The organism is Streptomyces sp. NPDC053665, assembly GCF_055585285.1.
In genome coordinates, this window is sequence record NZ_JBVJKK010000006.1 from 457,644 (window position 1) to 480,850 (window position 23,207).

Sequence of the window (23,207 nt, forward strand, 5' to 3'; positions counted from 1 at the left end):
CGCACGAACCTACAGGGTCAACACCTGGGCGTGGACGGGGGTTCAGCAGCCGCAGTCGTCCGCGTCCACGGGGGCCGTCAGCGGGTCGGGGTCCCGGTGGACGGCGCCGCCGCGGGTCTCGAACGCCAGGCCCTCGCGCACCCAGTACTCGAAGCCGCCGAGCATCTCCTTGACCCGGTAGCCGAGTTCGGCGAGGGCGAGCGCGGCGCGGGTGGCGCCGTTGCAGCCGGGGCCCCAGCAGTACGTGACGACGGGCACGGACGGATCGAGGAGCCGGGCGGCCTGCTCGCGGACGAGCGCGGTCGGCAGGTGGAGCGCGCCGGGGACGTGCCCCTGCTCCCACGCCCGGGTGGCACGGGAGTCGACGAGGACGAAGCCCGGGTCCCCGCCCGCCGCGAGCGCGGCGGAGACGTCGGACACGTCGGTGTGGAAGGCGAGGGCGGCCCCGAAGTACGCGGCGGCCTGCGCCGGTGCGGCCGGCGCGACCCGCAGGACGGGATTCACGGTGGTGGTCATGGACAAGAACCTACGGACCCCGACCCGCCCGTTGAAGGAGTGATCCCCGGCCCCGGCCTTGATCCGCCGGGGATTCCCCTGCTATTCCTCGGGAATGACCGACTATTCCCCGGACAGCACCGACTGGCGCATCCTCGACGTCCTCCAGCACAACGGCCGGGCCGGTTTCGCCGAGCTGGCCCGGGCCGTGTCGATGTCGGCGAGCGCGGTCACCGAGCGCGTGCGCCGCATGGAGGAGGCCGGGGTGATCCGGGGCTACACGGCGGTCGTCGACCCGGAGCGGCTGGGGCTGCCGATCCTGGCGTTCGTCCGGCTCAGGTACCCGACCGGCAACTACAAGCCCTTCCACGACCTGGTCGCCGTCACGCCGGAGATCCTGGAGGCGCACCACGTCACGGGCGACGACTGCTTCGTCATCAAGGTCACGGCGCGGTCCATGCGCCACCTGGAGGAGGTGTCCGGGAAGATCGGCGCGCTGGGGTCGGTGACCACGAGCGTCGTCTACTCCTCGCCGCTCCCCCGGCGTGCTCTGGGCCGCTGACCGGCCTCAGCCGGCGCCCCGCTGCCTCAGGACCGATCCCGAGCGGCCCTTGACGACCTCCAGCCGGGCGTGGATCCGCCGTCGCAGGTCGGCGACGTGGCTGACGATGCCGACGCTGCGGTCGCGCTCGCGCAGGGAGTCGAGGACGTCGAGCACCTCGTCGAGGGTCTGGTCGTCGAGGCTGCCGAAGCCCTCGTCGATGAAGAGGGTGTCGAGCCGCACCCCGCCCGCCTCGTCCGTGACGACGTCGGCGAGGCCGAGGGCGAGCGCGAGGGAGGCGAAGAAGGTCTCGCCGCCGGAGAGCGTCGCCGTGTCGCGTTCGCGGCCGGTCCAGGCGTCGACCACGTGCAGTCCGAGACCGCTGCGGCCGCGCCCGGTGCGGTCGTCGGAGTGGACGAGGGTGTAGCGGCCGGACGACATGCGGCGCAGCCGCACGGTCGCGGCGGCGGCGACCTGCTCCAGCCGGGCCGCCAGCACATACGACTCCAGGCGCATCCGGCGTTTGTTGTCCGCCGAGGTGCCGGCGGCGAGGCCCGCCATCCGGGCCACCCGGTCGTACTGCTCGCGCAGCGGCGCCAGTCGGCGAACCGCCGCCTGCGCGCGGGCGGACAGCCGGTCGAGTTCGGCGCAGCGCCTCCGGGCGGCGTCGTGGGCGGAGGCGGCGTCGCGCAGACGTCGGGCCGCCCGGTCGGCGGTCTCCTGCGCCGCGGCCACGTCGGCGGGCGGCCGCGCGGCGGCGTCGGCGGTGTCCGCCTCGGCGAGGACGGCCCGGACGGCTGCCTCCTCGTGCTGCCAGGCGTCCAGCCGCCGCTGCAGCTCCCGGTGGGCGGCGTCGTCGAGGAGGGCGGCGGCCGCGGCCTGCGGGGTCTCGAAGCCGGCGCGGAAGGCGGCGTCCGCGAGCCGGGCGTCGGCCTCCTTCAGGCGCTGGGCGCAGTCCGCGGCCGCGCGGACGGCGTCGGCGGCGTCCTGGAGGAGTGCGGTGCGCCGCTCCAGCTGCGCCGCGCGGGCCGCGACGCTCTCCGCAGCGCCCCGCGCCCGGTCCAGTTCCTCCTGGAGGGCGGTGCGCTCACGGTCGAGGCGCTCCCGGTGCCCCACCCGGGAGGCGGCCCGGACGGCGGCCTCCTGCCGGGCGGCGACGCGCCGCTCGTGCTCGAGCCCGGCCTGGCGCAGCCTCTCCTGGGCGGAGTGCAGTTCGGCGGCGGCGCCGCGGGCCCGCGCGTACTGCTCCTCCAGTTCCTCCGCCTCGGCGGCCAGCCGGGCGGTGGGTGCGTCACCGGCCTCGGCGGTGGCGGCGGCCAGGGCCTCCCGGACGACGCCGAGGCGGCGTTCGTGCTCGGCGCGCTGCTCCTCGGCGCGCTGGTGTGCGGCGAGGGCGCGTTCCTCGGCCTCGCGGTCGACGTGCCCGGCGACCTTGCGGGCGGGGGCGGGGTGCTCGGTGGCGCCGCACACCGCGCAGGGTTCGCCGTCGGCGAGGCTCTCGGCGAGTTCGGCGGCGATGCCGGCCAGCCGCTGTTCCTTCAGGTCCAGCCAGTGCTGCTTGGCCCGCAGCGCCTCCTCCTGCGCGGTGCGGACCTGTTCGACGGCCTCCTCCGTGTCCCCGGCGAGCTGGTCGCGCAGCCGGGCCGCGGCCAGCCGCTGCCGGGCGGGCTCACGCCGCACGGCGAGCTGCTCGGCGAGGGCGGCGGCCCGCTGGGCGTGGTCCACGCGGGTCTGGAGGGCCGTGCGGGCCTCCTCCCAGCCGTCGAGCCAGGCCTCGGCCTCCTGGAGGAGGTCGGCGTCGGCGCGCTCCTGGCGGTCCAGGCCGGTGCGTTCGTCGTGGAGTTCGGCCAGCCGGCGTTCGGCGCGGCGGGCCGCGTCCAGTCCGCCCAGTTCCTCGGCGGCGCGGCGGGCGGCGGTGGCGAGACCGGACGCGCCCGCGTCGGCGAAGTCGGCGGGCAGCAGGGCGCGGGCGCGCGCTTCGGCGGCGGCCGCCCGGTGGTGTGCGGCCTCGGCGGCCTCCCGCAGGTCCAGGGCGGGGGCGACGCCCTCGGCCTTGCGGGCCCGCTCCATGAGTGCCTGCGCCTCCCGGAACGCCCCGGCCCCCTCCTCCAGCCGCGCCGCCCGCTGCCGCGCCTCGGCGAACCTGCGCTGCAGCCGGGCGAGCTCGCGCACGGCGTCCAGGGCGCGGGTGGCGGCGGTCTGCGCGGACTCGGCGGCGGCGAGGGTGCACTCGGCGACGGTGAGCTGTTCGCGGGCGGTGCTGCGGGCCACGGCCGCGGCGCCCAGCACGGCTTCGGCCAGCCCGGGTTCGCCCGGGGTCAGCTCCGGCAGCCGCAGGGCCTCGCCGGCGGCCTGCTGCATCCGGTGGGCGTCGGCCAGCAGCTCGGCGTCGCCCTCGCGCACCCGCGTCTCGGTGGCGCGGCGGCGGTCGGCCAGGCGCTTCTCGACGTCGGCGAAGCGACGGGTGTCGAAGAGGCGGCCCAGCAGCTTGCCGCGAGCCTCGGCGTCGGCGCGCAGGAACCGCGCGAAGTCGCCCTGGGGCAGCAGCACGACCTGGCAGAACTGCTCCCGGCTCATGCCGAGCAGCTGGGTGATCTCCTCGCCGACCTCCTGGTGGGAGCGGCTGAGGTCCTTCCAGACGCCGGCGGACGCGTCGTAGGCGCGCAGCCAGGTCTGGGCCTTGTCGACGGTCGTGCCGGTGCCGCGCTTCTTGGGGCGCTCCCAGGGCGGCTGGCGGGTGACCTCCAGGCGGCGTCCGGCGACGGTGAGTTCGAGGCTCACCTCGGTGCGGGTCGCGGGCGCGGCGTGGTCGCTGCGCAGGCCGGTGCCCTGGCCGCCCGTCTGGCGGGCACCGGGGACCGAGCCGTACAGGGCATAGCAGACGGCGTCGAGGACGGAGGTCTTGCCCGCGCCGGTCGGTCCGTGCAGCAGGAACAGGCCGGCGGCCGACAGGTCGTCGAAGTCGACGCTCTGGGTGCCGCCGAAGGGCCCGAACGCGGTGACCGTGAGCCGGTGCAGCCTCACCGGGCCACCTCCCGCACGGTGTCGTCGGCGCGGACCGCGTCGAACGCGTCGCCCAGCACGCGCTGTTCGTGCGGATCGGGCCCGGTGCCGCGCACGTGCGCGACGAAGTCCTCGGCGATCTGCTGGTCGCTGCGTCCGGCCAGGCGCCGGGCGTAGGACTCCTCGCCCTCCTCCCGCTCGCGGTCGGGGTCGAACACCAGGCTGAGGGTGTGCGGGAAGCGCTCGGTGAGCCGGGCCATGGGGTCGGCCGGGCGGACCGGGTCGGTGAGCGTCGCCTCCACCCACGCCTCCTCGTGCCGGGCGAGACCCGGGTCGGCGAGCAGGTCGTCGAGCGTGCCGCGGATGCGGGCCAGGGGACGCGGCACGGGGCAGTCGACGCGCTCGGCGCCGACCGTGCCGTCGGCGGCCAGGTCGATCAGCCACATGCTCTTGCGGTGGTCCGCCTCGGAGAAGGAGTACGGCAGCGGGGAGCCGGAGTAGCGGATCCGGTCGGTGAGGGTCTGGCAGCCGTGCAGATGCCCGAGGGCCACGTAGTCGACGCCGTCGAAGACCCCGGCGGGCACGGCGGCCACTCCGCCGACGGTGATGTCGCGCTCGCTGTCGCTGGGTTGCCCGCCGGTGACGAAGGCGTGGGCGAGGACGACGGAGCGGGTGCGGGGCGCCCGCCCCGCGAGGTCGGCGCGGACGCGGTCCATGGCGGCGGCGAGCACGCTCTCGTGCCCGGCCTTCTCCACACCGAACTCGTCCTTGACCAGGGCCGGTTCGAGGTAGGGCAGTCCGTAGAAAGCGATGTCGCCGTGGGCGTCGGCCAGCACCACCGGGGTGCCGGCCGCCGACGGCTCGGTGCGCAGGTGGATGCCGGCCCGGTCGATCAGCCCGGCGGCCACGCCCAGCCGGCGGGCCGAGTCGTGGTTGCCGGAGATCATGACGGTGGGCACACCGAGGGCGGCGAGCCGGTGCAGGGCGTCGTCGAACAGCTCGACCGCGGCGAGCGGCGGCACCGCCCGGTCGTACACGTCTCCCGACACGACCACCGCGTCCACGGCCCGCTCCCGCACGGTCGCGACGAGGTGCCCGACGAACTCGGCCTGGGCACCGAGCATGTCGACCCGGTGGAAGGAGCGGCCCAGGTGCCAGTCGGACGTGTGCAGGAGTCTCATGATCCCCCGAGACTAACCGCCGGTGCCGACATCACGGGTGCTTACTCCCGTATCGCCCGGCATCAGCAGGCGCGTTGTGACCCGTTAACGTCCGCTTCGTCCCATGTCCTCAGGCGTCGCCGTACGCCTCGCCGCCCTCTTCGAGACGGGCCGTGCCGGAGGTCACGTCGGCGAGCCAGGCCCGGAAGGCGTCCAGGTCGGCGTCCGGGAGGGCGATCTCCAGGTCGACCTCCTCGCCGTACCGGACGTCGCGCACCCCGCGTCCGGTGGTGCGCAGGTCGTTCTCCAGCCTCCCGGCGCGCTGGTGGTCGACGGTGACCGTGGCCAGGCGGTACCGGCGGCGGGTGCGGGTGCCGACCGCGTCCAGGGCCTCGCCGACCGCGCCGCCGTAGGCCCGGATGAGCCCGCCCGCGCCGAGTTTGACGCCGCCGAAGTAGCGGGTGACGACGGCGACGACGTAGCGCATGTCGCGGCGCAGGAGCATCTGGAGCATGGGAAGACCGGCGGTGCCGCCGGGCTCGCCGTCGTCGCTCGCCTTCTGGACCGAGGCGTCGGCGCCGATGACGTAGGCCCAGCAGTTGTGGTTGGCGTCGGCGTGCTCCTTGCGGACCGCGGCGATGAACTCCTGGGCCTCCTGCTCGGTGGCCGCCGGGGCGAGGGCGCACAGGAAACGGGAGCGGTTGACCTCGGTCTCGTGCACGGCCGCGCGGGCGACCGTGCGGTATTCGTCCTGCATCCGGCCAGCCTATGCGTGCGGCCCGTGGTGCTTCCTGTCGCCCCGGGCGACGGTCACCGCGGTGAGCAGCGCACTTCCGGGGGTGAGGGCGTGCCAGGCCGTGCCGTGCCAGGACAGGACGGCGATCGCCGCGGTCGGGAACTTCGTGCGGACCCGCTCCAGGGTGTCGTCGAGGCCGTCCCCGGCGAGGGCCAGGACCAGATCCTCCAGTCCGGGGTTGTGCCCGATCAGCAGCAGCGTCTCCACCTCGGCGGGCACCTCGTGGATCACGTTCAGCAGGCCCTGGGGCCCGGCGGCGTACAGCCGCCGGTCGTGCCGGACGGGCGGTGGTGTGCCCCATTGCGCGGCGGCCAGGTCCCACGTCTCACGGGCGCGCACGGCGGTGGAGCACAGGGCGAGGTCGGGCAGGCAGTCCGCCTCGGCCAGGGCACGCCCGGCGGCGGGGGCGTCCCGGCGGCCGCGCGGCGCGAGGGGGCGTTCGTGGTCGGCGGCGTCCACGGGCCAGGCGGACTTGGCGTGCCGCAGCAGCACCAGGCGGCGCAGCGGGCCTCCTCCCGCACGGTCGATCACGAGGATCCCAGGCCGGCGGTGAGGTCGAGGCCGAGGAGGCGGTCGGCGTGGGCGTAGGTCTCGAAACGGGCCCCGTCCGGCACCTCGGGCCCGGTCTCCACCCGGCGCAGTTCGTCCAGCACCGCCGGGAGGCCGAGGTCGTGCTCCCAGGCCTCGCGCAGCCGCCGGCGCACGTCCTCGGGGACCGGGCGCGAGGGGCTGCGGGCCCAGCGGGCGACCGCCTCGCGCCAGCGCGTGAGCGTGGCGTCCGCCTCCTGGAGAGCGGCCGGCCCCACGTGGACGGGGGTGCCGTGGTGCCGGGTCAGCAGGGCCAGGCGCAGGGCCGCCGGGTCGGGGAGGCCCGCCGGGCCGGGGCCGCTCGCCGCTGCGACCGCGATGCGCGGCCCGTCCGGCTCGAAACCGCCGTCGGCGGCGACATGGACGACCCGGGTGCCCCTGACCCCTGCGTCGGGTCCGGCCTCGAAGGGCCGCATGCCGAGCGCGGCGGCACCGGCCCGCAGCTCCGACTGGAACGGCCCGCCGTCGAGCCACGCCGACGCCACGCAGCCCCCGATCTCCAGGGCCCGGACGAGCAGATCGGCCACGAGCAGGACGCGCAGGTCCGTCAGCGCGGAGCCGGCGGCGTGCGCCCGGACCAGGGTCGGTCCGCGGTGGGCCGGGGCGGCCTCGGCCGGCTCGCCGGTACGGGCGTCGATGATGCGCAGCACAGGGCGAGCCTAGGCCGGTCGGCGGCCCCGTGCGACGTGTTCCGGACGGCGTTTCGGCGCACGGTGCATCGCCGCGAGATGGAGGCTCTCCTGCGCGACGACGGTCGTTGCCGGCGGCCAGGTGCTCCAGGGCCTCCTCGCTGCCTCCCCCGCCGCGCCGGACGGGGGAGCTTCGCCGTTGGTCGGCGATCCGGTGCCGGATCGCGCGAAGCGTCCCCTACGGTGCTGCGCCAAGGCAGCTTGTCGCGGCTCTGGCGACGAGCACACATGAAGTGAGGTGCCGTCATGGCCGTCCGGGATAGAAGTGCCACCATCGGAGCGAGCGGGATCGAGCAACTCCACCTCTCCGTCGCGAAGCAGTGCACCGTGGAGATCCGTCAGCCCCGTGACACCTTGACGCTCAGCCGTCGCAAGAACGGCGTCAACCTCGACCTGATCGAGGACAATCCCAACTTCACCGGCCTCCTGGCCTCTCAGACCATCCCCTGGGGCACGATTCGCGCACTCGGGCCCCAGGGGCTCCGGATCCTCTACCGTGTACGGACCGGCAGAGACGTCACATTCGTCCCGGAATTCGAGTTCGAGGACTGAGCCACCGCTCAGGGCCCCCGAAGCAAGACCGGCCGGCTGAAGGCGACTTCGAGGGTTTTCACCCGGCTCACCTCTTCGTGCGGCACAGCAGCCACAACGCGACACCGGCACCGGCGGCGGCCAGCAGCACGGTGCGGTTGTCCCGCGCCAGTCGGGTGCCGCGGACCGCCTGGGCGCGGACCGGGTCGGGCAGCTTGTCCTGCACCCGGGAGGTGGCCCGGACGGCCTCGGCCTTCAGCTCGCCGGCCTTGGCAGCGGCCTGCTCCTTGACCTCGGCTGCCTTTTCCTGGGCGCGGCCCCTGATGTCGGTCTTGGCCGCCAGGGCCTCGACCGTCCTACCGAGCTCCTGACGAGTGCGCTCGACCTGGTCGCGCACCTGATGCGGGTTCGAGGCGGTGGGCTCGTCCTGGGACGGTCGGGTCATCGCTGTGCACTCTCCTTGATCTCGGCCACGTCTGCCTTCACGCTGTCGATCGTCTTCTCCGGGGTGGGCGGAGCACCCTGCTGAACCTGCTTCTTTCCGCTCAGGGCCATGATCGCGGCGATCACCCCCAGCACCGCGGTGACGATCAGTGCCGCGGCCCACACGGGCAGCGGGACCGCCAGGGCGGCGATCGCGGTGGCGACCAGCGCCTGCAGCATCAAGAACCCCACGATGCCGGCGGCACCGAACAGGCCGCCGCCCTTGCCGTAGCGCTTGCCCTTCTCCTTCATCTCCGCCTGTGCGAGCTTCATCTCGCCGCGCACCAGGTCGGTCAGCTGCTGCGAGGCACGCTGCACCAGCTCGCCCACCGGCTCGTCGCCGCCCTGGCCGGCTCTGCTTCCGGCAGGGGGTGGCTGCATGGTCGACACGACGATCACCCTCGTCCCTCTCTTGGTCCGATCCGCACCGGTGAGCTTCGGACTCGTCGGCGGTGTTCACGCGAGTACCCAGGAACAGCGGCTCAGGCCACCGATCAACGCGCGCGTTCCAGCAACCGGCGGTTGGTCGGAACGTCGTGCGGGAACGGCAGGCGGGACTGCCGGGCATGCGGCGCCCGCCGCGCGGCGACGACACGCAGGCATCGGCTGGAGGACTTCGGCCGTTCCGGCCGGCGAGCCACGTGCCGGCCCGCTCGCGCTACAGCGGGCGGGCCGGCACGCAATGAGGGCGAGGGCCACTACCGTTCGTGGCGGTCCTCGTCGACCCCTTCGGTGTCGATGTGCTCCTTGCGGACCTGACCGTGCACCGTTTCCTCGTCGGTGTACTCATCGGTGGTCATCCGCACCCGCTCCACCGGCACCGTCTCGGTCTCGGTCACCGGCCGCTCCTCGTGCAGGGTGACCTCGTGCTCGGCCTCGGTGATGTCGGGTCCGGACAGGGCAGCATCCCGGTTGGCGTCCGTGATCGGCTCGCGCTCGACACGCACTTCCTCCCGGCGCACCGGCACGGTCTTCTGCACCTCCTCGGTCACGACGTACTTGCGCAGTCGAGCCCGGCCCACCTCACGGCGCTCCACGCCGACGTGCATACGCTCCTCCGAGCGCGTCATGGCGTCGTCACCGCTCGCGGCGGTGTCCGCGTATCCGGCTCGGGACGTGCCGGTCGTCTCCGCCATGTCGGCATCCGGCCTGCCGATGGTCTCCCCGGCATCGGCACGGCCGTGCCCGCCCATCATGTCGCCACCGGTGCCGGTGTGGTCGGGCATGCCGGTCGCTTCCCCGGTGTCGGCGTAGCCGGACCTGTGGGTGGTCTGGCCGGTGCCCGTGCGGGCCCAGCCGCCCTGGCCGGATGTGCCGGACTCGTGGGTCTGCTGCCAGGCGGTGTCCCAGTCGATGCCGTAGTGCTCGTACAGGCGGTGCTCCTCGTCCTCGGAGAGGTGGCCGCCTGCGTCCACATCGACGTTGGGCGCGTCCTTGACCTCGGCCTTGCGGTAGGGCACCTCAAGGTGGTCCTCCACGACTGAGGCGTCGTGGATGGGCACGAACGACTCGTTGGTGCCGAACAAGCCGGTCTTGACGCTGACCCACTCGGGCTGGCCGGTGACGTCGTCGAGGAAGACGTGCTTCGCCTCCCCGATCTTGTCGCCGTCGGCGTCGTAGACCGGGTGATCCATCACGGTCGGGATCTGTTCACGGGTGATCATGCAGACCTCACCCCTTCATGCTTGTCGCGTGCTGGCTGACTGTCCGGCGCACCACCCCGCGTACAAGTCAGGGGGGAGGACGGTCCGTCCACGCCGGATCGAACAGCGATACCGCCCGCGATTCCTGAGGCGGCCCATGCCGTCACCACCTCCGGGTGTCCGTTATGCCGGGAAACACACAGCTCGTTCCCACTGGTTTTCTCGTCCGGCTGGAGACCTGATCGCCGCAGCCGGACTCCGTGCGGCGCCGGGGCGGTCCGGGCCGCTCATCGCACCCTCCGTGTCCGGTACAGCACCGCCACGAACGCCGGCACCCCGACGAGCGACGTCACGACGCCCACCGGGACCTCCTGGGGGTCCAGCACGGTCCGGGCGAGGGTGTCGACCCACACCAGGAACACGGCGCCGGCCAGGGCCGTGACCGGCAGCAGCCGGACGTGGCCGGGGCCGGTGAGGGCCCGGGTGGCGTGCGGCAGGACCAGCCCGACGAAGCCGATGGCCCCGGCGGAGCTGACCAGCGCGGCCGTGAGCAGGGCCGTGACGCACAGCAGTACCAGGCGGGTCCGGGCCACGGAGACCCCGAGGGCGGCGGCGGTGTCCTGTCCGAGGGCGAAGACGTCGAGCGTACGGGCGTACCCCAGGCACATCGTCAGGGCGACGGCCAGTGCGGCGAGGCACAGCCGGACGTCGGTCCAGCCCGCGCCGCCGAGCGAGCCGAGCAGCCAGAACAGCACGCCGCGGGTCGTCTCGGCGTCGGCCGAGGTCATCACGACGAACGAGGTCAGGGCGGAGAACAGCTGCATGGCGGCCACGCCCGCGAGGACGACCCGGTCGGTGGTGCCGCCGAGGGTGTGGCTGAGCAGCAGCACGAGCGCGAAGGAGACGAGGGCGCCGAGGAACGCGCCCGCGGACACCGACACGGCACCCCCGCCGACGCCCAGCACGACGACGGCGACCGCTCCCGTCGAGGCGCCGGAGGACACCCCGAGCACGAACGGGTCGGCCAGCGGGTTGCGCAGCAGCGACTGCATCACCGCCCCGCACACGGCGAGTCCGGCCCCGCACACGGCGGCGAGGAGGGTGCGCGGCAGCCGCAGCTGCCAGACGATGCCGTCCCGCACGGGCGTCAGCCCGGACTCCCCGAGGCCGAGATGGGCGGCCACGACCGACCACACGTCCCCGACGCCGATGTCGGCGGGGCCGATCGTGATGGCCGCGGCGACCGAGACCACGAGGGTCACGGCTCCGGCCGCGCCCAGCGCGAGCCCGGCGGCGCGGCGAGGGCGGACGCGGGGGCCGGCCGGATCCGGGGCGGTCACCCGGCCAGCCCGAACCGGCGCAGCCCCGCGGCCACCTGCTCCACTCCCTCGACCGTGCGGATGGTCGGGTTCATGGCCTGCCCGCTGAGCAACACGTACCGCCGGTGGCGGACGGCGTCCATGGTCCGGGTGACCGGGTTGGACTCCAGGAAGGCGATCTTCTTCGCGGCCGATTCGGCGGTCTGCGACTTACGGGTCAGGTCGCCGATGACGAGGACGTCCGGGTCGCGGTCGGCGACCGTCTCCCAGTTGATCTGCGGCCACTCGTCGTGGGTGTCGTCGAAGACGTTCTGCGCGCCGAGGGCCCGGGTGATGATGCCGGGCGCGCCGCAGCAGCCCGCCATGTAGGGCGAGTCGGAGTTGGCGAACCAGTACAGGAGGGTGACCCGGGAGGCGTCGAGGCCCGCGGTGGCCTTGTCCATCCGCCGTTGCAGGGAGACCACGAGCCGGTCGCCGCGTTCCCGCTCGCCGAACACCGTGGCCAGGTCGCGCACTTCCCGGTAGACGGTGCCGATGCCGAGGGGCTTGCCGCGGGAGCCGTCGCCGCCGGAGTTGTTGTCCTTGCCGGCGCAGTCGGACGGGGAGACGTAGGTGGGGACGCCGAGCTTCTCGAACTGTTCCCGGGTGGCGACGCCGCCCTTGCCGAGGGTGGAGACGAACGAGGCGGCCACGAAGTCGGGGTCGGCGTCCAGGACCCGCTCGAAGGAGGGGTTGTTGTCGGCGAGCCGCGGCACCTCGGCGTTCTCCTTCTCGAGCCCCTTCATCACGGGGTCGGTCCAGGTGGCCGTGCCGGCGAGGCGGTCGGCGAGACCGAGGGAGAGCAGGATCTCGGTGGTGCCCTGGTTGAGGGAGACGGCGTGCCGCGGCGGGGACTCCACGCGGACCTCGTGTCCGCAGTTGCGGAGGGTGACGGCTGTCTTCCCGTCATGGCGGCCGGAGGATTCCGTGCCGCCGCAACCGGCGAGGAGCAGGGAGCAGACGGCGAGCAGGGCGGCCGCGCGGGCGGGTCGGGCGAGGGGCACGGGGAACCAGTCCTCGGTCGTCGAGGGCTCGGTCGCGGAGCCCGGTCGTACGGTGCTCCCCCGCCGCGTCGGCCGCGGGGGCCGCCAGCAGGTCTTCGGACTCGGGTTCGTCCGGATCGGGGCGCCTTCCCGGACACGCGGTGCGTCCAGTGGCCGAGGCCCCGCCCGTCCCCCTCACCGCTGCGCGTCAGTTCCGGGTTCGCACCGGATTCCCTGACCCACGTACATGGGTTCGACTGGCTTCGGCAAGCTATCACGGGGGTGCCGGGGAATCACCGGGCGGCCCGGGCCGTTGACCGGGAACAGTTCCTTTGCGACTCCCGAGGAGGTCACCGGTGTACGGCGACGAGGCAGCGGTCCGCAGGATTCTCACCGAACTCGGCGACACCTGGGCCGTGGTGGGCCTGTCGTCGAACCGGCAGCGTGCCGCGTACGGCGTGGCCGCGACGCTCCAGCACTTCGGCAAGCGCGTGGTGCCGGTGCACCCGAAGGCGGAGACGGTGCACGGCGAGCAGGGGTACGCGAGCCTCGCGGACATCCCCTTCGAGGTGGACGTCGTGGACGTCTTCGTGAACAGCGACCTGGCCGGCGCGGTCGCGGACGAGGCCGTCGCCAAGGGCGCGAAGGGTGTCTGGTTCCAGCTCGGCGTCGTCGACGAGGCGGCGTACGAACGGACCCGCGCGGCGGGTCTGGAGATGGTGATGGACCGCTGCCCGGCCATCGAGATCCCCCGACTGGGGCGGTGACGAGGGCCGTCGCCGCGCTGTAGGCGGCCTCGGTGGACCGCTCGGTGCCGGAGACGGAGACGCGGGCGTTTCGCCGAGCAGTGCCCGGACGCGGCGGCGCGCTACGGAACGGGAGCTCCGAGGCCCTTCACGACCTCGGCGCCCGGCAGTTCGGCGAAGGCCTTGCCCGGGACCAGCAGCTTGCCGCGGCGCCGGCCGCTGCCGACGAGGACGTAGGGCAGGTCGACCACGGCCGCGTCCACGAGGACGGGCCAGTCGGCGGGCAGCCCGATCGGGGTGATGCCGCCGTACTCCATGCCGGTCTCACCGGTCGCGGTGTCCATCGCGGCGAACGAGGCCTTGCGGGCGCCCAGTCGGCGGCGGACCACGCCGTTGACGTCGACCCGGGTGGTGGACAGCACGACGCACGCGGCGAGCGTGGTCCCGCCGCCGCGCTTGCCCGCGACGACCACGCAGTTGGCGGAGCGCTCCAGCAGGTCCTGCCCGTAGTGCTCCACGAAGGTCGCGGTGTCGGCCCAGGCGGGGTCGGTCTCGACGTAGACGATCCGGTCGGCGGGGACGCTGCCCTGCCAGTGGCGTACGGCGTCGGCGACGGGGACGGTCAGCTCGTCGAGGCAGGCGGGGGCGGGCCGGGCGTCGTCGAAGTGTCCGAGGGGTGCGCGCATGGCCGCACGCTAACAACACCGCGGGGCCCGCCGCCCGGGCGTCTCAGGAGACGGGCGGCACCGAGACGGCCATGACCATTTCCATCGGCACGTCCCCGGTGTTGCCGTACGTGTGGGGCACGCCGGCCTCGAAGTGGACGCTGGCGCCGGCGGGCACCCGGTGCTCGGCCCCGTCGACGGTGAGCGTCAGCTCCCCGGCCGTGACGTGCAGCAGTTCGGTCGTGCCGGCCGGGTGCGGGTCGGAGGGGCTGCTCTCGCCGGGCATCAGCCTCCAGTCCCACATCTCCAGCGGCCCGGGGGCCTCGGTGCCGGCGAGCAGCCGGTTGTAGCTGCCGGCGTCGGTGTGCCACAGCCGGACGGCCTGCTCGGCGGGGACGACGCGGACGTTCGGGCCCTGCTCGTAGTCCAGGAGGGTGGTGATGCTGACGCCGAGCGCGTCACCGATCTTCACGACGGTGCCCAGGCTGGGGTTGGTGCGGGCCTGCTCGATCTGGATGAGCATGCCGCGGCTGACTCCGGCGCGGGCGGCGAGCACGTCCAGCGTGAAGCCGCGCACCGCGCGCCAGTGCTTGACGCTGCGCGCCAGGGACTGGGTCAGGAGGTCGAGGTCCGACACGTTCCGTCCAATATTCTGTATGACATAGTTCAGCGAGCTGCACTATGGTGTGGTTGACCTGATCGTCCACTGAACTGTACTGCGAGGCATCCGTTCCATGACAGCGCTCTTCGCCCTGGCCACCAGCCTGCTCTGGGGCCTGGCCGACTTCGGCGGCGGACTGCTGACCCGCCGCACGCCCGCGCTCACCGTGGTCGTGGTCTCGCAGTCGATCGCGGTCGTCGTCCTCGGTGCGGTCGTCGTCGCCACGGGCGGCTGGAGCGAGGCCGGGCCGCAGCTGTGGTTCGCCGTCGCCGCCGGGCTGGTCGGGCCGGTGGCGATGCTGGCCTTCTACAAGGCCCTGGCCCTCGGGCCGATGGGCGTGGTCTCGCCGCTGGGTTCGATCGGCGTGGCCGTGCCCGTGGGGGTGGGACTGGTGCTGGGCGAACGCCCCGGCCTGCTGCAGTTCGTCGGGATCCTCGTCGCGGTCGCCGGCATCTGCCTCGCCGGCGGGCCGCAGTTCCGCGGCGCGCCCGTGCAGCGCCAGGCCATCGCCCTGACCCTGCTCGCGGCCTTCGGGTTCGGCGCGGTGATGGCCCTGATCGCCGAGGCGTCGCACACTCTGACCGGTCTGTTCCTGGCCCTGTTCGTGCAGCGGGTGACCAACGTGGCCGCGGGCGGGGCGGCCCTGTACGTCTCGGTGCGGCGCGGCGCCCCCGCGCTCCCGGCGGACGGCTTCCCCTGGCACGCCCTGCCCGCCCTCGCCTTCGTGGGCCTGGCGGACGTCGCCGCGAACGGCACCTACTCGATCGCCGCCCAGCAGGGGCCGGTCACGGTGGCGGCCGTGCTCGCCTCGCTCTACCCGGTGGTGACGGCGGTGGCCGCGCGCGGCGTGCTGCGCGAGCGGCTGCGGGCGGTCCAGGCGGCGGGCGCCGGACTGGCCCTGGTCGGTACGGTCCTGCTGGCCTCGGGCTGAGCCCGCGGGCGGCCGGCCCGCCGTGCGGCTCAGGAGCCCGGTTCGAGCTCCGCGAGTCCGGCCGCGGCCTCCTCGTCCAGCCGGGCCGGCCGCGCCGCGCTCTCCTCGTCCAGCCGGGCCAACCGCGCCGCGCTCTCCTCGTCCAGCTCCGACAGCGCCCGCAACTGCTCCGGCGTGACCCCCTCCGGGATGGGCACCGGCGCCGGGGTGCGCAGCGGCGGCTGCCAGCCGTCGCCGGGGGTCCAGCGGCGTACGACGCGGGCCGGCGCGCCCGCCACGACGGAGTGGTCCGGCACGGCGCCCCGGACGACCGCGCCCGCCGCCACCACCACGTTCCGGCCGATCCGGGCGCCGGGCAGGATCACCGCGCCGGTGCCGATCCAGCAGCCCGGCCCGATCTCCACCGGCTCCATGCGCGGCCACTGCCTGCCGATCGGCTGGTGCGGGTCGTCGTAGGAGTGGTTCGTGGACGTGACGTAGACGTAGGGCCCGAAGTAGCAGTCACTGCCGATGGTGACCGTCGTGTCCGCGATGACGTGGCTGCCGCGGCCGAGGACCACGCCGTCGCCGATCCGCAGGATCGGGTCGGGACCGAGGTCGAGGTCGGGCATCAGGCCCGCGGTGAGGGTGACCTGCTCGCCGATGATGCAGTGGGCGCCGAGGCGGATCCACGGCTCGCCGAAGACCGTGCCGAGCGGGAAGGCGAGCCTCGTGCCCGTCCCCATCGCGCCGAAGCGGTACCGGCCGGGGTGCTCGGCGGTGACCGAGGCCGTCCGCTGGAGCCAGGCCCAGCCCGCGTGGACGGCGCGCTGCGTCAGGCCCCGCCGCCAGGATGAGAACGTGTTCTTGCGCTTCGGCACGGAAGTCACCGTACTCAGCCGGGTCGGCCCCCATGACGGAGAGGGCCTGTGATCTTCGCCCCACGGCGTGGCGTACGGTGCGGATCGGCAACGACGTCAGTGGAGGCGGGCATGGCACAGCGGGCGATGGTCATGGGGATCGGCGGCCGGGAACCGGAGATCGACGGGACGGCGTTCGTGGCGCCCACGGCCTCTGTCATCGGGGGCGTGACGCTGGGCGCCGGGGCGAGCGTCTGGTACGGGGCCGTGGTGCGCGGCGACGTGGAGGAGATCTCCGTCGGCGCGAGCAGCAACGTCCAGGACAACTGCACCCTGCACGCCGACCCCGGTTTCCCCGTGCGGATCGGTGAGCGGGTCAGCATCGGGCACAACGCGGTGGTGCACGGCGCGACCGTCGAGGACGACTGCCTGGTCGGCATGGGGGCGACGGTGCTGAACGGGGCGGTGATCGGTGCGGGCTCCCTGGTCGCCGCCCAGGCGCTGGTGCCGCAGGGGATGGTCGTGCCGCCCGGTTCGCTCGTGGCCGGGGTGCCCGCGAAGGTCCGGCGGGAGCTGTCCGAGGAGGAGCGGCAGGGCGTCACCCTGAACGGCACGATGTACGCCGAGCTGGCGAAGGCCCACCGGGACGCGCACGCGTAGGCGGGACGGGGGGCGCGGCGTCCCTAGGAGGTCGGCGCCCCGGTCGCTTCCAGGTTCTGGCCTGCCTTCTTCGCCTTGCGCTTGATGACCAGCATGGAGGTCAGGCCCACCAGGACCGCCGCCACCAGCCCCAGCCACGAGAAGCGCTTCAGCCAGGACTCAGCGACGATGCCGACGTAGTAGATGACGGCGGTCGTGCCACCGGCCCAGACGATGCCGCCCAGGACGTTGGCGATCAGGAACTTCCAGTACGGCATGCGCAGCACGCCCGCGAGGGGGCCGGCGAAGATGCGCAGGAGGGCGACGAAGCGGCCGAAGAAGACGGCCCACATGCCCCACTTCTCGAAGGACCGCTCGGCGGTGGCGATGTGGCCCTCGCTGAAGTGCCGGGGGAACTTCCTGCCCAGCCAGGCCAGCAGGGGCCGCCCGCCCTTGCGGCCGATGGCGTAGCCGATCGAGTCGCCGATGATCGCGCCGGCCGTGGCGCAGGCGCCGAGGACGACGGGGTCGATGTCACCGTGCTGGGAGGCGAGCAGCGCGGAGGAGACCAGGATGATCTCCCCGGGCAGCGGGATGCCCAGGCTCTCCAGGCCGATGACCACTCCCACGAGCGCGTAGACGGCGATCGCCGGTACGGTTTCGAGCCATTCCTGGACGTGCAACGCCGGTTCCTTTCGCCGAGCCTCCCTGCGTGCCCCGGGAAGCCTACCGGCTTGGAGGACGCCGCCGACGGCTCAGGCGTTCCAGCTCCACTCGGCGACCTCGGGCAGGTCCGTCCCGTGCTCGCGGATCCAGGCGTGGTGCCGGGTGCGGGCGTCGGCCATCCGCTGGCGTACGGCCGTGGCGCGCACGGCGAGGCCGGGGACCCGGTCGATGACGTCCATGACCAGGCGGTAGCGGTCGAGGTCGTTGCGCACCACCATGTCGAAGGGCGTCGTGGTGGTGCCGGCCTCCTTGTAGCCGCGCACGTGCAGGTTCTGGTGGCCGGTGCGGCGGTAGGCGAGGCGGTGGATCAGCCAGGGGTAGCCGTGGTAGGCGAAGATCACCGGCTTGTCGGTGGTGAACAGCCCGTCGTACTCGAAGTCGCTCATCCCGTGCGGGTGCTCCTCCTGGGGCAGCAGCCGGGCCAGGTCCACGACGTTCACCACGCGGACGGACAGCTCGGGCAGGTGCCGGCGCAGCAGGTGGGCCGCGGCCAGGGTCTCCTGGGTGGGGACGTCCCCGGCGCAGGCCAGGACGACGTCGGGCTCGCCGCCGTCCTCGGTGCCGGCCCACTCCCAGGTGCCGGCACCGCGGGCGCAGTGCACCCGGGCCTCGTCCATCGTCAGCCAGTCGAAGCAGGGCTGTTTGCCGGCCACGATCACGTTGACGTAGTCGCGGCTGCGCAGCGCGTGGTCGGCGACCGACAGCAGGGTGTTGGCGTCCGGCGGCAGGTAGACCCGGACGGCCTCGGGGCTCTTGTTGAGGACGTGGTCGACGAAGCCGGGGTCCTGGTGGGAGAAGCCGTTGTGGTCCTGCCGCCAGACGTGCGAGGTCAGCAGGTAGTTGAGGGAGGCGATGGGGGCGCGCCACGGCAGGCGGCGGGAGGTGCGCAGCCACTTGATGTGCTGGTTGACCATCGAGTCGACGATGTGCACGAACGCCTCGTAGCAGGAGAACAGCCCGTGCCGGCCGGTGAGCAGGTACCCCTCCAGCCAGCCCTGGCACAGGTGCTCGGACAGGACCTCCATCACCCGGCCGTGCCGGTCGAGTTGCTCGTCGACGGGGAGCGTCTCCGCCTGCCACGTCTTGCCGCCGGCGTCGACGACGGCCTGGAGCCGGTTGGAGGCCGTCTCGTCGGGGCCGACCAGGCGGAAGTCGCGCCGGTCGGCGGTGTCGCGCATGAGGCGGGCGAGCAGGTCGCCGAGGACCCGGGTCGGCTCGTGCAGCGTCGCGCCGGGCTTGTCGACGGGCACGGCGAAGTCGTCCAGGGGCGCCACCGGCAGGTCGCGCAGGAGCAGCCCGCCGTTGGCGTACGGGGTGGCGCCCAGGCGCCGGGTGCCCTCGGGGACGCAGGCGAGGACGTCGTCGACCGGGCGGCCGTCGGCGTCGAAGAGCTCCTCGGGCCGGTAGGAGCGCAGCCAGTCCTCCAGCGCGCGCAGGTGCTCGGGGTTGTCGCGGACCCCGGACAGGGGCACCTGGTGCGCCCGCCAGGTGCCTTCGACCGGGTCGCCGTCCACCTCGGCCGGTCCGGTCCAGCCCTTGGGGGTGCGCAGCACGATCACGGGCCAGCGCGGGCGTTGCGTCGCGCCCTCCTCGCGGGCGGCGCGCTGGAACCGCGCGATGCGGTCCAGGGCGTCGTCCATGGCCTCGGCCATGGCCCGGTGCACGGTCGCCGGGTCGTCGCCGGTGACGTGGATCGGCTCGTGGCCGTAACCGTGCAGCAGCGCGTCGAGCTCCTCCCGGGGGAGCCGGGACAGCACGGTCGGATTGGCGATCTTGTAGCCGTTGAGGTGGAGGACGGGCAGGACGGCACCGTCGTGCACCGGGTCGAGGAACTTGTTGGCGTGCCAGGACCCGGCGAGGGGGCCCGTCTCCGCCTCGCCGTCGCCGATCACGCAGGTGACGAGCAGGTTGGGGTGGTCGAGGGCGGCGCCGTAGGCGTGGGCGAGGGAGTAGCCGAGTTCGCCGCCCTCGTGGATCGAGCCGGGCACCTCCGGGGCCACGTGGCTGGGCACTCCCCCGGGGAACGAGAACTGCCGCATGAGCAGCTCCATGCCCCGGGCGTCCCGGGACGCGTCGGGGTACTTCTCGCCGTAGCTGCCCTCCAGCCACGCGTTGGCGAGCACGGAGGGCCCGCCGTGGCCGGGCCCCCAGATGCACAGGGCGTCCAGGTTGCGCGCCTTGATGACGCGGTTGAGGTGGGTGTACACGAGGTTGAGCCCGGGTGAGGTGCCCCAGTGGCCGAGAAGCCGCGGCTTGATGTGCTCGGGCCGCAACGGCTCGGTGAGCAGCGGGTTCGCCAGGAGGTAGATCTGACCGGCCGCCAGGTAGTTGGCGGCGCGCCAGTGCGCGTCGAGGGTGCGCACCTCCTCGTCGGTCGGTGTCGTCCTGCTGTCCAGGCGCGGGGCCTCGGGCATGCGTCACTCCCTGGGTTCTGCGGCGGCCTCAGGAGGAGTACCAGTCTGTGCCGGTTCGATGCGCGGCGCCTCCCGGCGATCCGTCTGCGCGCGGCCTCTGCGGCCGTGCAGGCGAGAACATCCCGGTAAGCACGGGCACGCGCCGGCCAGGGCGGTGGCGGCGTCCCGCACGCCGGTCCCCTCGTGCGCGCCCCGCGCACCTGCCCGCACCCCGGGCGCCGACTCAGCGCAGCAACCCACCCGCACGGCCCGCGGGAAGTACCGCTCCGGCGGCGGTGGCGGTGGCGTCGAGCGCCTCGGTCACCTCGTACGCGACCCGGGCCTCGAGCCCCTGCCGCGCCCTCGGAGCCGCTTCGGCGCAGCGGCCATCCGCCCGCCCGCGTCGAGTACCGCTCCGACGGCGCCGAGCGGGCGGTCCAAGCCGTAGGAAACACCCCACGGCGGTGGCGGTGACCAGCGTCGCGCACGCCGGTCACCGCGTACGCGACCCACCCCCCGCCCACACCCCGGAAGTCGACTCAGCGCAGCAACCCACCCGCACGGCCCGCGGGAAGTACGGCCCCGGCGACGCGGCCACCGCCGAGGCCGGTCGGAAGTGCGCCGGTCACGGCGGCCGTGGTCGCGGTGTCGAGCGTGCCGGTCACGGCGGTGGTGGCGGCGTCGAGCGCGTCGGTCGTCTCGTGCGCGGCCCGGTCTTCGGACGGCACCCCGGGAGCCCCTCCGGCGCAGCAGCCCACCTGCACGGCCCGCGTCGAGTACCGCTCCGGTGGTGCCGGGTCCGCGGACCCGGTCCGCGGCGGCCTCGGCCGCCGGGTTGCCGAGCCGGGCGGTGCGGCGTCCGGGGGCTGCTCCTCCGCCCTCCGCGGGCTCGTCCCCGAAGGTTCCTCGGCTCCCCGGCCGGCCGGGGAGCCGCCCGCGGCGGGCGCCGGTTCCAGCGCCCAGCGCTGGGACGCCGAGCCGTCGCGCGGTGCGACGGTGACCCCCCTCCCGCTGCCCGGTGCCAGGGCGCCGCCCTTCCCTTCCCGTGGCAGCAACTCCCCCCGCACGGTCAGGTCGTAGCGGACGGTTCCGGCGTGCACGAGGCAGCCGGCCAGCACGACCGACTTCTCGGCCGCGTCCGATCCCAGGCAGAGCCGCGGGTCGGCGGCCGAGCGCAGCAGGCCGTCGTCCCGGTACGTCCACTGCGGCGTCCCCGCGGAGCAGCCCGCCAGCGTCACACGGGAGTCGGCGCGCAGGCGCCCGCCCCTGACGTCGAGGCACAGGTCCGTGTCGAGGTTGCGCAGCCGCCCCCGGGCCACCTCGGCGGGGTGGGCCACGGTGGCGGCGGTCGCGTCGGGGCGCGCCGCTCCCCCGGTGGCCTGCGAGGCGACCGTGCCGGCTTCCTCGCTCCAGCCTCGGGCTGTCAGCAGCGTCGCGAGCAGCACCAGGGACGTCACCCCTACCGCGGCAGCCAGCGCCTTGGCGTGGCGCCGCCTGGGAACTCCCGGCCGGCCGTCGCCGTCCGGGGTGCGGGCCGTGAGGCGGTGGCGTCCGCCCGCGGCCGGGATGGTGCATCCCGGGTCGCGGCCCGGCCGCGACTCCATATAGCGGCGGGCTCCCCACCCGAGCACGGTCTCCGCCAGCAACTCCCCGAGCCCGCCCTCGAAGTGGCTGAGCTGCTCGGCCGCGTGCCGGCAGTAGCGGCAGGCCATCAGGTGCCGCTGCACGTCCGGCAGCAGGGCTCCCCCGCGGCGCATCGGGACGTCCAGCAGACGGTTGTAGTAGCGGCATTCCCGGGTCGGCGCGAGTTCCCGGTGGGCGCGTGCACAACCCGTCCTGAATTGCTCGCGGGCATGCTCCAGGGCGGCCGCCGCGATACCGGCGTCCACGCCCAGCAGACCGGCCGGTACGGATAGCGACTCGGCTTCGACCTCGGTGTGCCAGAGCAGGCATTGAGAAGCTCCCGGAAGCGCCCGGAAAGCGCGCTCGGCAAGGCGTCGCCTTTCGGGTGTCACCGACCGGGCGGCGCGCAGACCGCGGGCGCCGACGGTTTTGCGGAGTTCCGGCAGCGAGGCGGATACGGCGTCGTCGGCCGCCCACTCCCCGACGGTGTCGCGGACGGCCGCGAGCAGCCGCGGGCGCAGGGCGCCGCCGTCCGGCCGGGCCAGTTCCCGGCGGAAGGCGGCGGCGGCAGCCATCGACGCCGAGTCCTGCGAGCAGGCCAGGCAGATGACGGCGTACTCGTGGACCGCACGCCAGTGCCGCGCGAGCAGCAGCGCGACGGCGCGTGGGCCTTCATTCGGTTCGGCTGCCCGGGCGAGGAGATTGCGGTCGGAATCCGCCGGCACCGCTCCGGGGCGCGGCGGGTACGGCGGGCGTGGGGGGTGGGGGGACGGCACGGAACCATTTCCTTCCAGCCGCAGGACGGCAGGCGAATGGCGCGTCCGTCCGAAAGCAGGGTGGTGGGTGCATACCTGTGCCGGGTCGATTGCGGACCGGACCCGGCTGTGAGGCGGCTCACTTTCGCACACACGACTGACAAGTAACAAGGAGTTCGGGTGACTTGAGTTCGCGGTACGAGGAAATGCGAATTGTTACCGGCGGTATCCGCACCGGCTTTCGAAGAAACGACTCGACAGTACGGGCGAGTTGTGCACGGACAAAGGCGATCGGTCCACGAAATCTCCCCCCGGACCGGCGCACGACGCACGAGAGCCCCGGCACACGGCCGGGGCTCGGGCAGGGCGGTGACGGATGGTTCAGCCGTTGGGCCGCAGGGTCCACACCACTGTCATCTCGCCGGTCACGGCGCCGTCGGCGCGCCGGATGGCGATGGCGACCGGGAACTCCGGCCGCTCACCGGCGTCGAGTTCGGCGACGACCTCGGCGGCCGGGCGGCCGAGAGTGGCCGTGGCGGTGACGACGCCCATCGCGAGCTTCTTGTAGGCGATCTCGGCACGGACGGCCAGCGGGACGGCACGCGAGAGCTGGTCCCCGAACGCGGCCAGCACGATCGCCCCGCTCGCGGACTCGCCCAGCGTGAACATCGCGCCGGCGTGCGGGCCGCCCACGTGGTTGTGGTACTCGCCCTGGTCCGGCAGGGAGACGACCGCCCGCTCCGGCGAGGTCTCGAGGAACTCGAGGTTCAGGGTCCGGGCCATGGGCACCGTGGCGGCGAGCATCTCGCCGATGGACATCTGGTCTGCGCTCATGCCCGCATGTTACTCACGAGTAGAGTCGTCTGACCAGGTCCGTGTGACGACCGCCGCACACGCCTCCACCGCATGTCCCGCACGACTCCGCCCCCGGGTTGCTACGCCCCCGTCCACGGGCGGTG

General features: G+C 74.0%; 23 protein-coding genes and 1 riboswitch. Of the genes, 5 read left to right on the top strand and 18 right to left on the bottom strand.

Features of this window, described 5'->3' with window-relative positions; all coding sequences use genetic code 11:
• Positions 1–42: 42 nt before the first annotated feature.
• Positions 43–516 (bottom strand): rhodanese-like domain-containing protein, encoded by a 474-nt coding sequence (locus tag ACZ6ZN_RS25385; RefSeq protein ID WP_398108617.1) that lies wholly within the window; start codon positions 514–516, stop codon positions 43–45.
• 94 nt (positions 517–610) lie between these two features.
• On the opposite strand from ACZ6ZN_RS25385, the gene ACZ6ZN_RS25390 reads away from it, so the two are divergent.
• Positions 611–1,057 (top strand): Lrp/AsnC family transcriptional regulator, encoded by a 447-nt coding sequence (locus ACZ6ZN_RS25390; protein WP_398108618.1) that lies wholly within the window; start codon positions 611–613, stop codon positions 1,055–1,057.
• Between the two features lie 6 nt (positions 1,058–1,063).
• Here the strand turns inward: ACZ6ZN_RS25390 and ACZ6ZN_RS25395 are convergent, their stop codons facing one another.
• The 5 genes from ACZ6ZN_RS25395 to ACZ6ZN_RS25415 form a co-directional block, all read right to left on the bottom strand.
• On the bottom strand, positions 1,064–4,060 hold the full coding sequence (locus ACZ6ZN_RS25395) for an AAA family ATPase (RefSeq protein WP_469649711.1): 2,997 nt from the start codon (positions 4,058–4,060) through the stop codon (positions 1,064–1,066).
• Positions 4,057–5,220, bottom strand: coding sequence for an exonuclease SbcCD subunit D (locus ACZ6ZN_RS25400; RefSeq protein ID WP_469649714.1), 1,164 nt, complete (start codon positions 5,218–5,220; stop codon positions 4,057–4,059). Before ACZ6ZN_RS25400 ends, ACZ6ZN_RS25395 begins: the two co-directional genes overlap by 4 nt.
• 109 nt (positions 5,221–5,329) lie before the next feature.
• On the bottom strand, positions 5,330–5,956 hold the full coding sequence (locus ACZ6ZN_RS25405) for a YigZ family protein (protein WP_469649717.1): 627 nt from the start codon (positions 5,954–5,956) through the stop codon (positions 5,330–5,332).
• A gap of 9 nt (positions 5,957–5,965) precedes the next feature.
• Positions 5,966–6,526 carry a SixA phosphatase family protein gene (locus ACZ6ZN_RS25410; RefSeq protein ID WP_451878087.1) on the bottom strand — a complete coding sequence of 187 codons (561 nt, stop codon included), beginning with the start codon at positions 6,524–6,526 and terminating at the stop codon, positions 5,966–5,968.
• Positions 6,523–7,233 (bottom strand): hypothetical protein, encoded by a 711-nt coding sequence (locus ACZ6ZN_RS25415; protein WP_469649719.1) that lies wholly within the window; start codon positions 7,231–7,233, stop codon positions 6,523–6,525. The genes ACZ6ZN_RS25410 and ACZ6ZN_RS25415 overlap by 4 nt, the downstream gene beginning before the upstream one ends.
• Positions 7,234–7,518: 285 nt before the next feature.
• On the opposite strand from ACZ6ZN_RS25415, the gene ACZ6ZN_RS25420 reads away from it, so the two are divergent.
• On the top strand, positions 7,519–7,824 hold the full coding sequence (locus ACZ6ZN_RS25420) for a hypothetical protein (RefSeq protein WP_451878085.1): 306 nt from the start codon (positions 7,519–7,521) through the stop codon (positions 7,822–7,824).
• A gap of 67 nt (positions 7,825–7,891) precedes the next feature.
• Here ACZ6ZN_RS25420 and ACZ6ZN_RS25425 read toward each other — a convergent pair whose 3' ends face one another.
• From ACZ6ZN_RS25425 to ACZ6ZN_RS25445, 5 genes are all read right to left on the bottom strand, one after another.
• Positions 7,892–8,248, bottom strand: coding sequence for a DUF3618 domain-containing protein (locus ACZ6ZN_RS25425; RefSeq protein ID WP_469649721.1), 357 nt, complete (start codon positions 8,246–8,248; stop codon positions 7,892–7,894).
• Positions 8,245–8,667: a phage holin family protein gene (locus ACZ6ZN_RS25430; protein ID WP_451878146.1), complete on the bottom strand. Its 423-nt coding sequence runs from the start codon at positions 8,665–8,667 to the stop codon at positions 8,245–8,247. The genes ACZ6ZN_RS25425 and ACZ6ZN_RS25430 overlap by 4 nt, the downstream gene beginning before the upstream one ends.
• Before the next feature lie 317 nt (positions 8,668–8,984).
• Positions 8,985–9,950, bottom strand: a complete 966-nt coding sequence (locus tag ACZ6ZN_RS25435) for a DUF2382 domain-containing protein (protein WP_469649723.1) — start codon at positions 9,948–9,950, stop codon at positions 8,985–8,987.
• Between the two features lie 266 nt (positions 9,951–10,216).
• On the bottom strand, positions 10,217–11,269 hold the full coding sequence (locus tag ACZ6ZN_RS25440; protein ID WP_469649725.1) for a FecCD family ABC transporter permease: 1,053 nt from the start codon (positions 11,267–11,269) through the stop codon (positions 10,217–10,219).
• Positions 11,266–12,291 carry an ABC transporter substrate-binding protein gene (locus ACZ6ZN_RS25445; RefSeq protein WP_451878082.1) on the bottom strand — a complete coding sequence of 342 codons (1,026 nt, stop codon included), beginning with the start codon at positions 12,289–12,291 and terminating at the stop codon, positions 11,266–11,268. The genes ACZ6ZN_RS25440 and ACZ6ZN_RS25445 overlap by 4 nt, the downstream gene beginning before the upstream one ends.
• Before the next feature lie 69 nt (positions 12,292–12,360).
• Positions 12,361–12,547: riboswitch (cobalamin riboswitch) on the bottom strand.
• A gap of 79 nt (positions 12,548–12,626) precedes the next feature.
• Here ACZ6ZN_RS25445 and ACZ6ZN_RS25450 point away from each other — a divergent pair.
• Positions 12,627–13,037: a CoA-binding protein gene (locus ACZ6ZN_RS25450; protein WP_451878081.1), complete on the top strand. Its 411-nt coding sequence runs from the start codon at positions 12,627–12,629 to the stop codon at positions 13,035–13,037.
• A gap of 101 nt (positions 13,038–13,138) precedes the next feature.
• On the opposite strand, the gene ACZ6ZN_RS25455 is transcribed toward ACZ6ZN_RS25450, so the two are convergent.
• Positions 13,139–13,702 carry a YbaK/EbsC family protein gene (locus tag ACZ6ZN_RS25455; RefSeq protein WP_469649730.1) on the bottom strand — a complete coding sequence of 188 codons (564 nt, stop codon included), beginning with the start codon at positions 13,700–13,702 and terminating at the stop codon, positions 13,139–13,141.
• 43 nt (positions 13,703–13,745) lie between these two features.
• Entirely contained in the window at positions 13,746–14,318 is a 573-nt protein-coding gene (locus tag ACZ6ZN_RS25460; RefSeq protein ID WP_369198341.1) for an XRE family transcriptional regulator, read from the bottom strand.
• Positions 14,319–14,415: 97 nt separating this feature from the next.
• Here ACZ6ZN_RS25460 and ACZ6ZN_RS25465 point away from each other — a divergent pair, with 97 nt between their 5' ends.
• Positions 14,416–15,273 (top strand): EamA family transporter, encoded by an 858-nt coding sequence (locus ACZ6ZN_RS25465; protein ID WP_451878079.1) that lies wholly within the window; start codon positions 14,416–14,418, stop codon positions 15,271–15,273.
• A gap of 29 nt (positions 15,274–15,302) precedes the next feature.
• Here ACZ6ZN_RS25465 and ACZ6ZN_RS25470 read toward each other — a convergent pair whose 3' ends face one another.
• Complete coding sequence (locus ACZ6ZN_RS25470; protein WP_469649732.1) at positions 15,303–16,133, bottom strand: acyltransferase; 831 nt, start codon at positions 16,131–16,133, stop codon at positions 15,303–15,305.
• Between the two features lie 111 nt (positions 16,134–16,244).
• On the opposite strand from ACZ6ZN_RS25470, the gene ACZ6ZN_RS25475 reads away from it, so the two are divergent.
• Positions 16,245–16,772: a gamma carbonic anhydrase family protein gene (locus ACZ6ZN_RS25475; RefSeq protein ID WP_398108632.1), complete on the top strand. Its 528-nt coding sequence runs from the start codon at positions 16,245–16,247 to the stop codon at positions 16,770–16,772.
• Between the two features lie 23 nt (positions 16,773–16,795).
• Here the strand turns inward: ACZ6ZN_RS25475 and ACZ6ZN_RS25480 are convergent, their stop codons facing one another.
• The 4 genes from ACZ6ZN_RS25480 to ACZ6ZN_RS25495 form a co-directional block, all read right to left on the bottom strand.
• The gene (locus ACZ6ZN_RS25480; protein ID WP_469649735.1) at positions 16,796–17,434 is read right to left on the bottom strand and encodes a DedA family protein; all 639 of its coding nucleotides are present in this window, start codon (positions 17,432–17,434) and stop codon (positions 16,796–16,798) included.
• A gap of 72 nt (positions 17,435–17,506) precedes the next feature.
• Positions 17,507–19,891 (bottom strand): phosphoketolase family protein, encoded by a 2,385-nt coding sequence (locus ACZ6ZN_RS25485; protein ID WP_469649738.1) that lies wholly within the window; start codon positions 19,889–19,891, stop codon positions 17,507–17,509.
• Between the two features lie 518 nt (positions 19,892–20,409).
• Positions 20,410–22,269 carry an RICIN domain-containing protein gene (locus ACZ6ZN_RS25490; protein ID WP_469649740.1) on the bottom strand — a complete coding sequence of 620 codons (1,860 nt, stop codon included), beginning with the start codon at positions 22,267–22,269 and terminating at the stop codon, positions 20,410–20,412.
• Positions 22,270–22,629: 360 nt separating this feature from the next.
• Complete coding sequence (locus ACZ6ZN_RS25495) at positions 22,630–23,082, bottom strand: DUF4442 domain-containing protein (RefSeq protein ID WP_398108635.1); 453 nt, start codon at positions 23,080–23,082, stop codon at positions 22,630–22,632.
• Positions 23,083–23,207: the final 125 nt, after the last annotated feature.

What these genes read in the sequence shown, in the direction of transcription:
- ACZ6ZN_RS25430 (WP_451878146.1), bottom strand. Translation starts at nt 8,667, where the DNA reads ATGCAGCCACCCCCTGCCGGAAGCAGAGCCGGCCAGGGCGGCGACGAG.
- ACZ6ZN_RS25465 (WP_451878079.1), top strand. Translation starts at nt 14,416, where the DNA reads ATGACAGCGCTCTTCGCCCTGGCCACCAGCCTGCTCTGGGGCCTGGCC.
- ACZ6ZN_RS25485 (WP_469649738.1), bottom strand. Translation starts at nt 19,891, where the DNA reads ATGCCCGAGGCCCCGCGCCTGGACAGCAGGACGACACCGACCGACGAG.
- ACZ6ZN_RS25425 (WP_469649721.1), bottom strand. Translation starts at nt 8,248, where the DNA reads ATGACCCGACCGTCCCAGGACGAGCCCACCGCCTCGAACCCGCATCAG.
- ACZ6ZN_RS25385 (WP_398108617.1), bottom strand. Translation starts at nt 516, where the DNA reads ATGACCACCACCGTGAATCCCGTCCTGCGGGTCGCGCCGGCCGCACCG.
- ACZ6ZN_RS25495 (WP_398108635.1), bottom strand. Translation starts at nt 23,082, where the DNA reads ATGAGCGCAGACCAGATGTCCATCGGCGAGATGCTCGCCGCCACGGTG.
- ACZ6ZN_RS25390 (WP_398108618.1), top strand. Translation starts at nt 611, where the DNA reads ATGACCGACTATTCCCCGGACAGCACCGACTGGCGCATCCTCGACGTC.
- ACZ6ZN_RS25435 (WP_469649723.1), bottom strand. Translation starts at nt 9,950, where the DNA reads ATGATCACCCGTGAACAGATCCCGACCGTGATGGATCACCCGGTCTAC.
- ACZ6ZN_RS25420 (WP_451878085.1), top strand. Translation starts at nt 7,519, where the DNA reads ATGGCCGTCCGGGATAGAAGTGCCACCATCGGAGCGAGCGGGATCGAG.
- ACZ6ZN_RS25455 (WP_469649730.1), bottom strand. Translation starts at nt 13,702, where the DNA reads ATGCGCGCACCCCTCGGACACTTCGACGACGCCCGGCCCGCCCCCGCC.
- ACZ6ZN_RS25475 (WP_398108632.1), top strand. Translation starts at nt 16,245, where the DNA reads ATGGCACAGCGGGCGATGGTCATGGGGATCGGCGGCCGGGAACCGGAG.
- ACZ6ZN_RS25400 (WP_469649714.1), bottom strand. Translation starts at nt 5,220, where the DNA reads ATGAGACTCCTGCACACGTCCGACTGGCACCTGGGCCGCTCCTTCCAC.
- ACZ6ZN_RS25405 (WP_469649717.1), bottom strand. Translation starts at nt 5,956, where the DNA reads ATGCAGGACGAATACCGCACGGTCGCCCGCGCGGCCGTGCACGAGACC.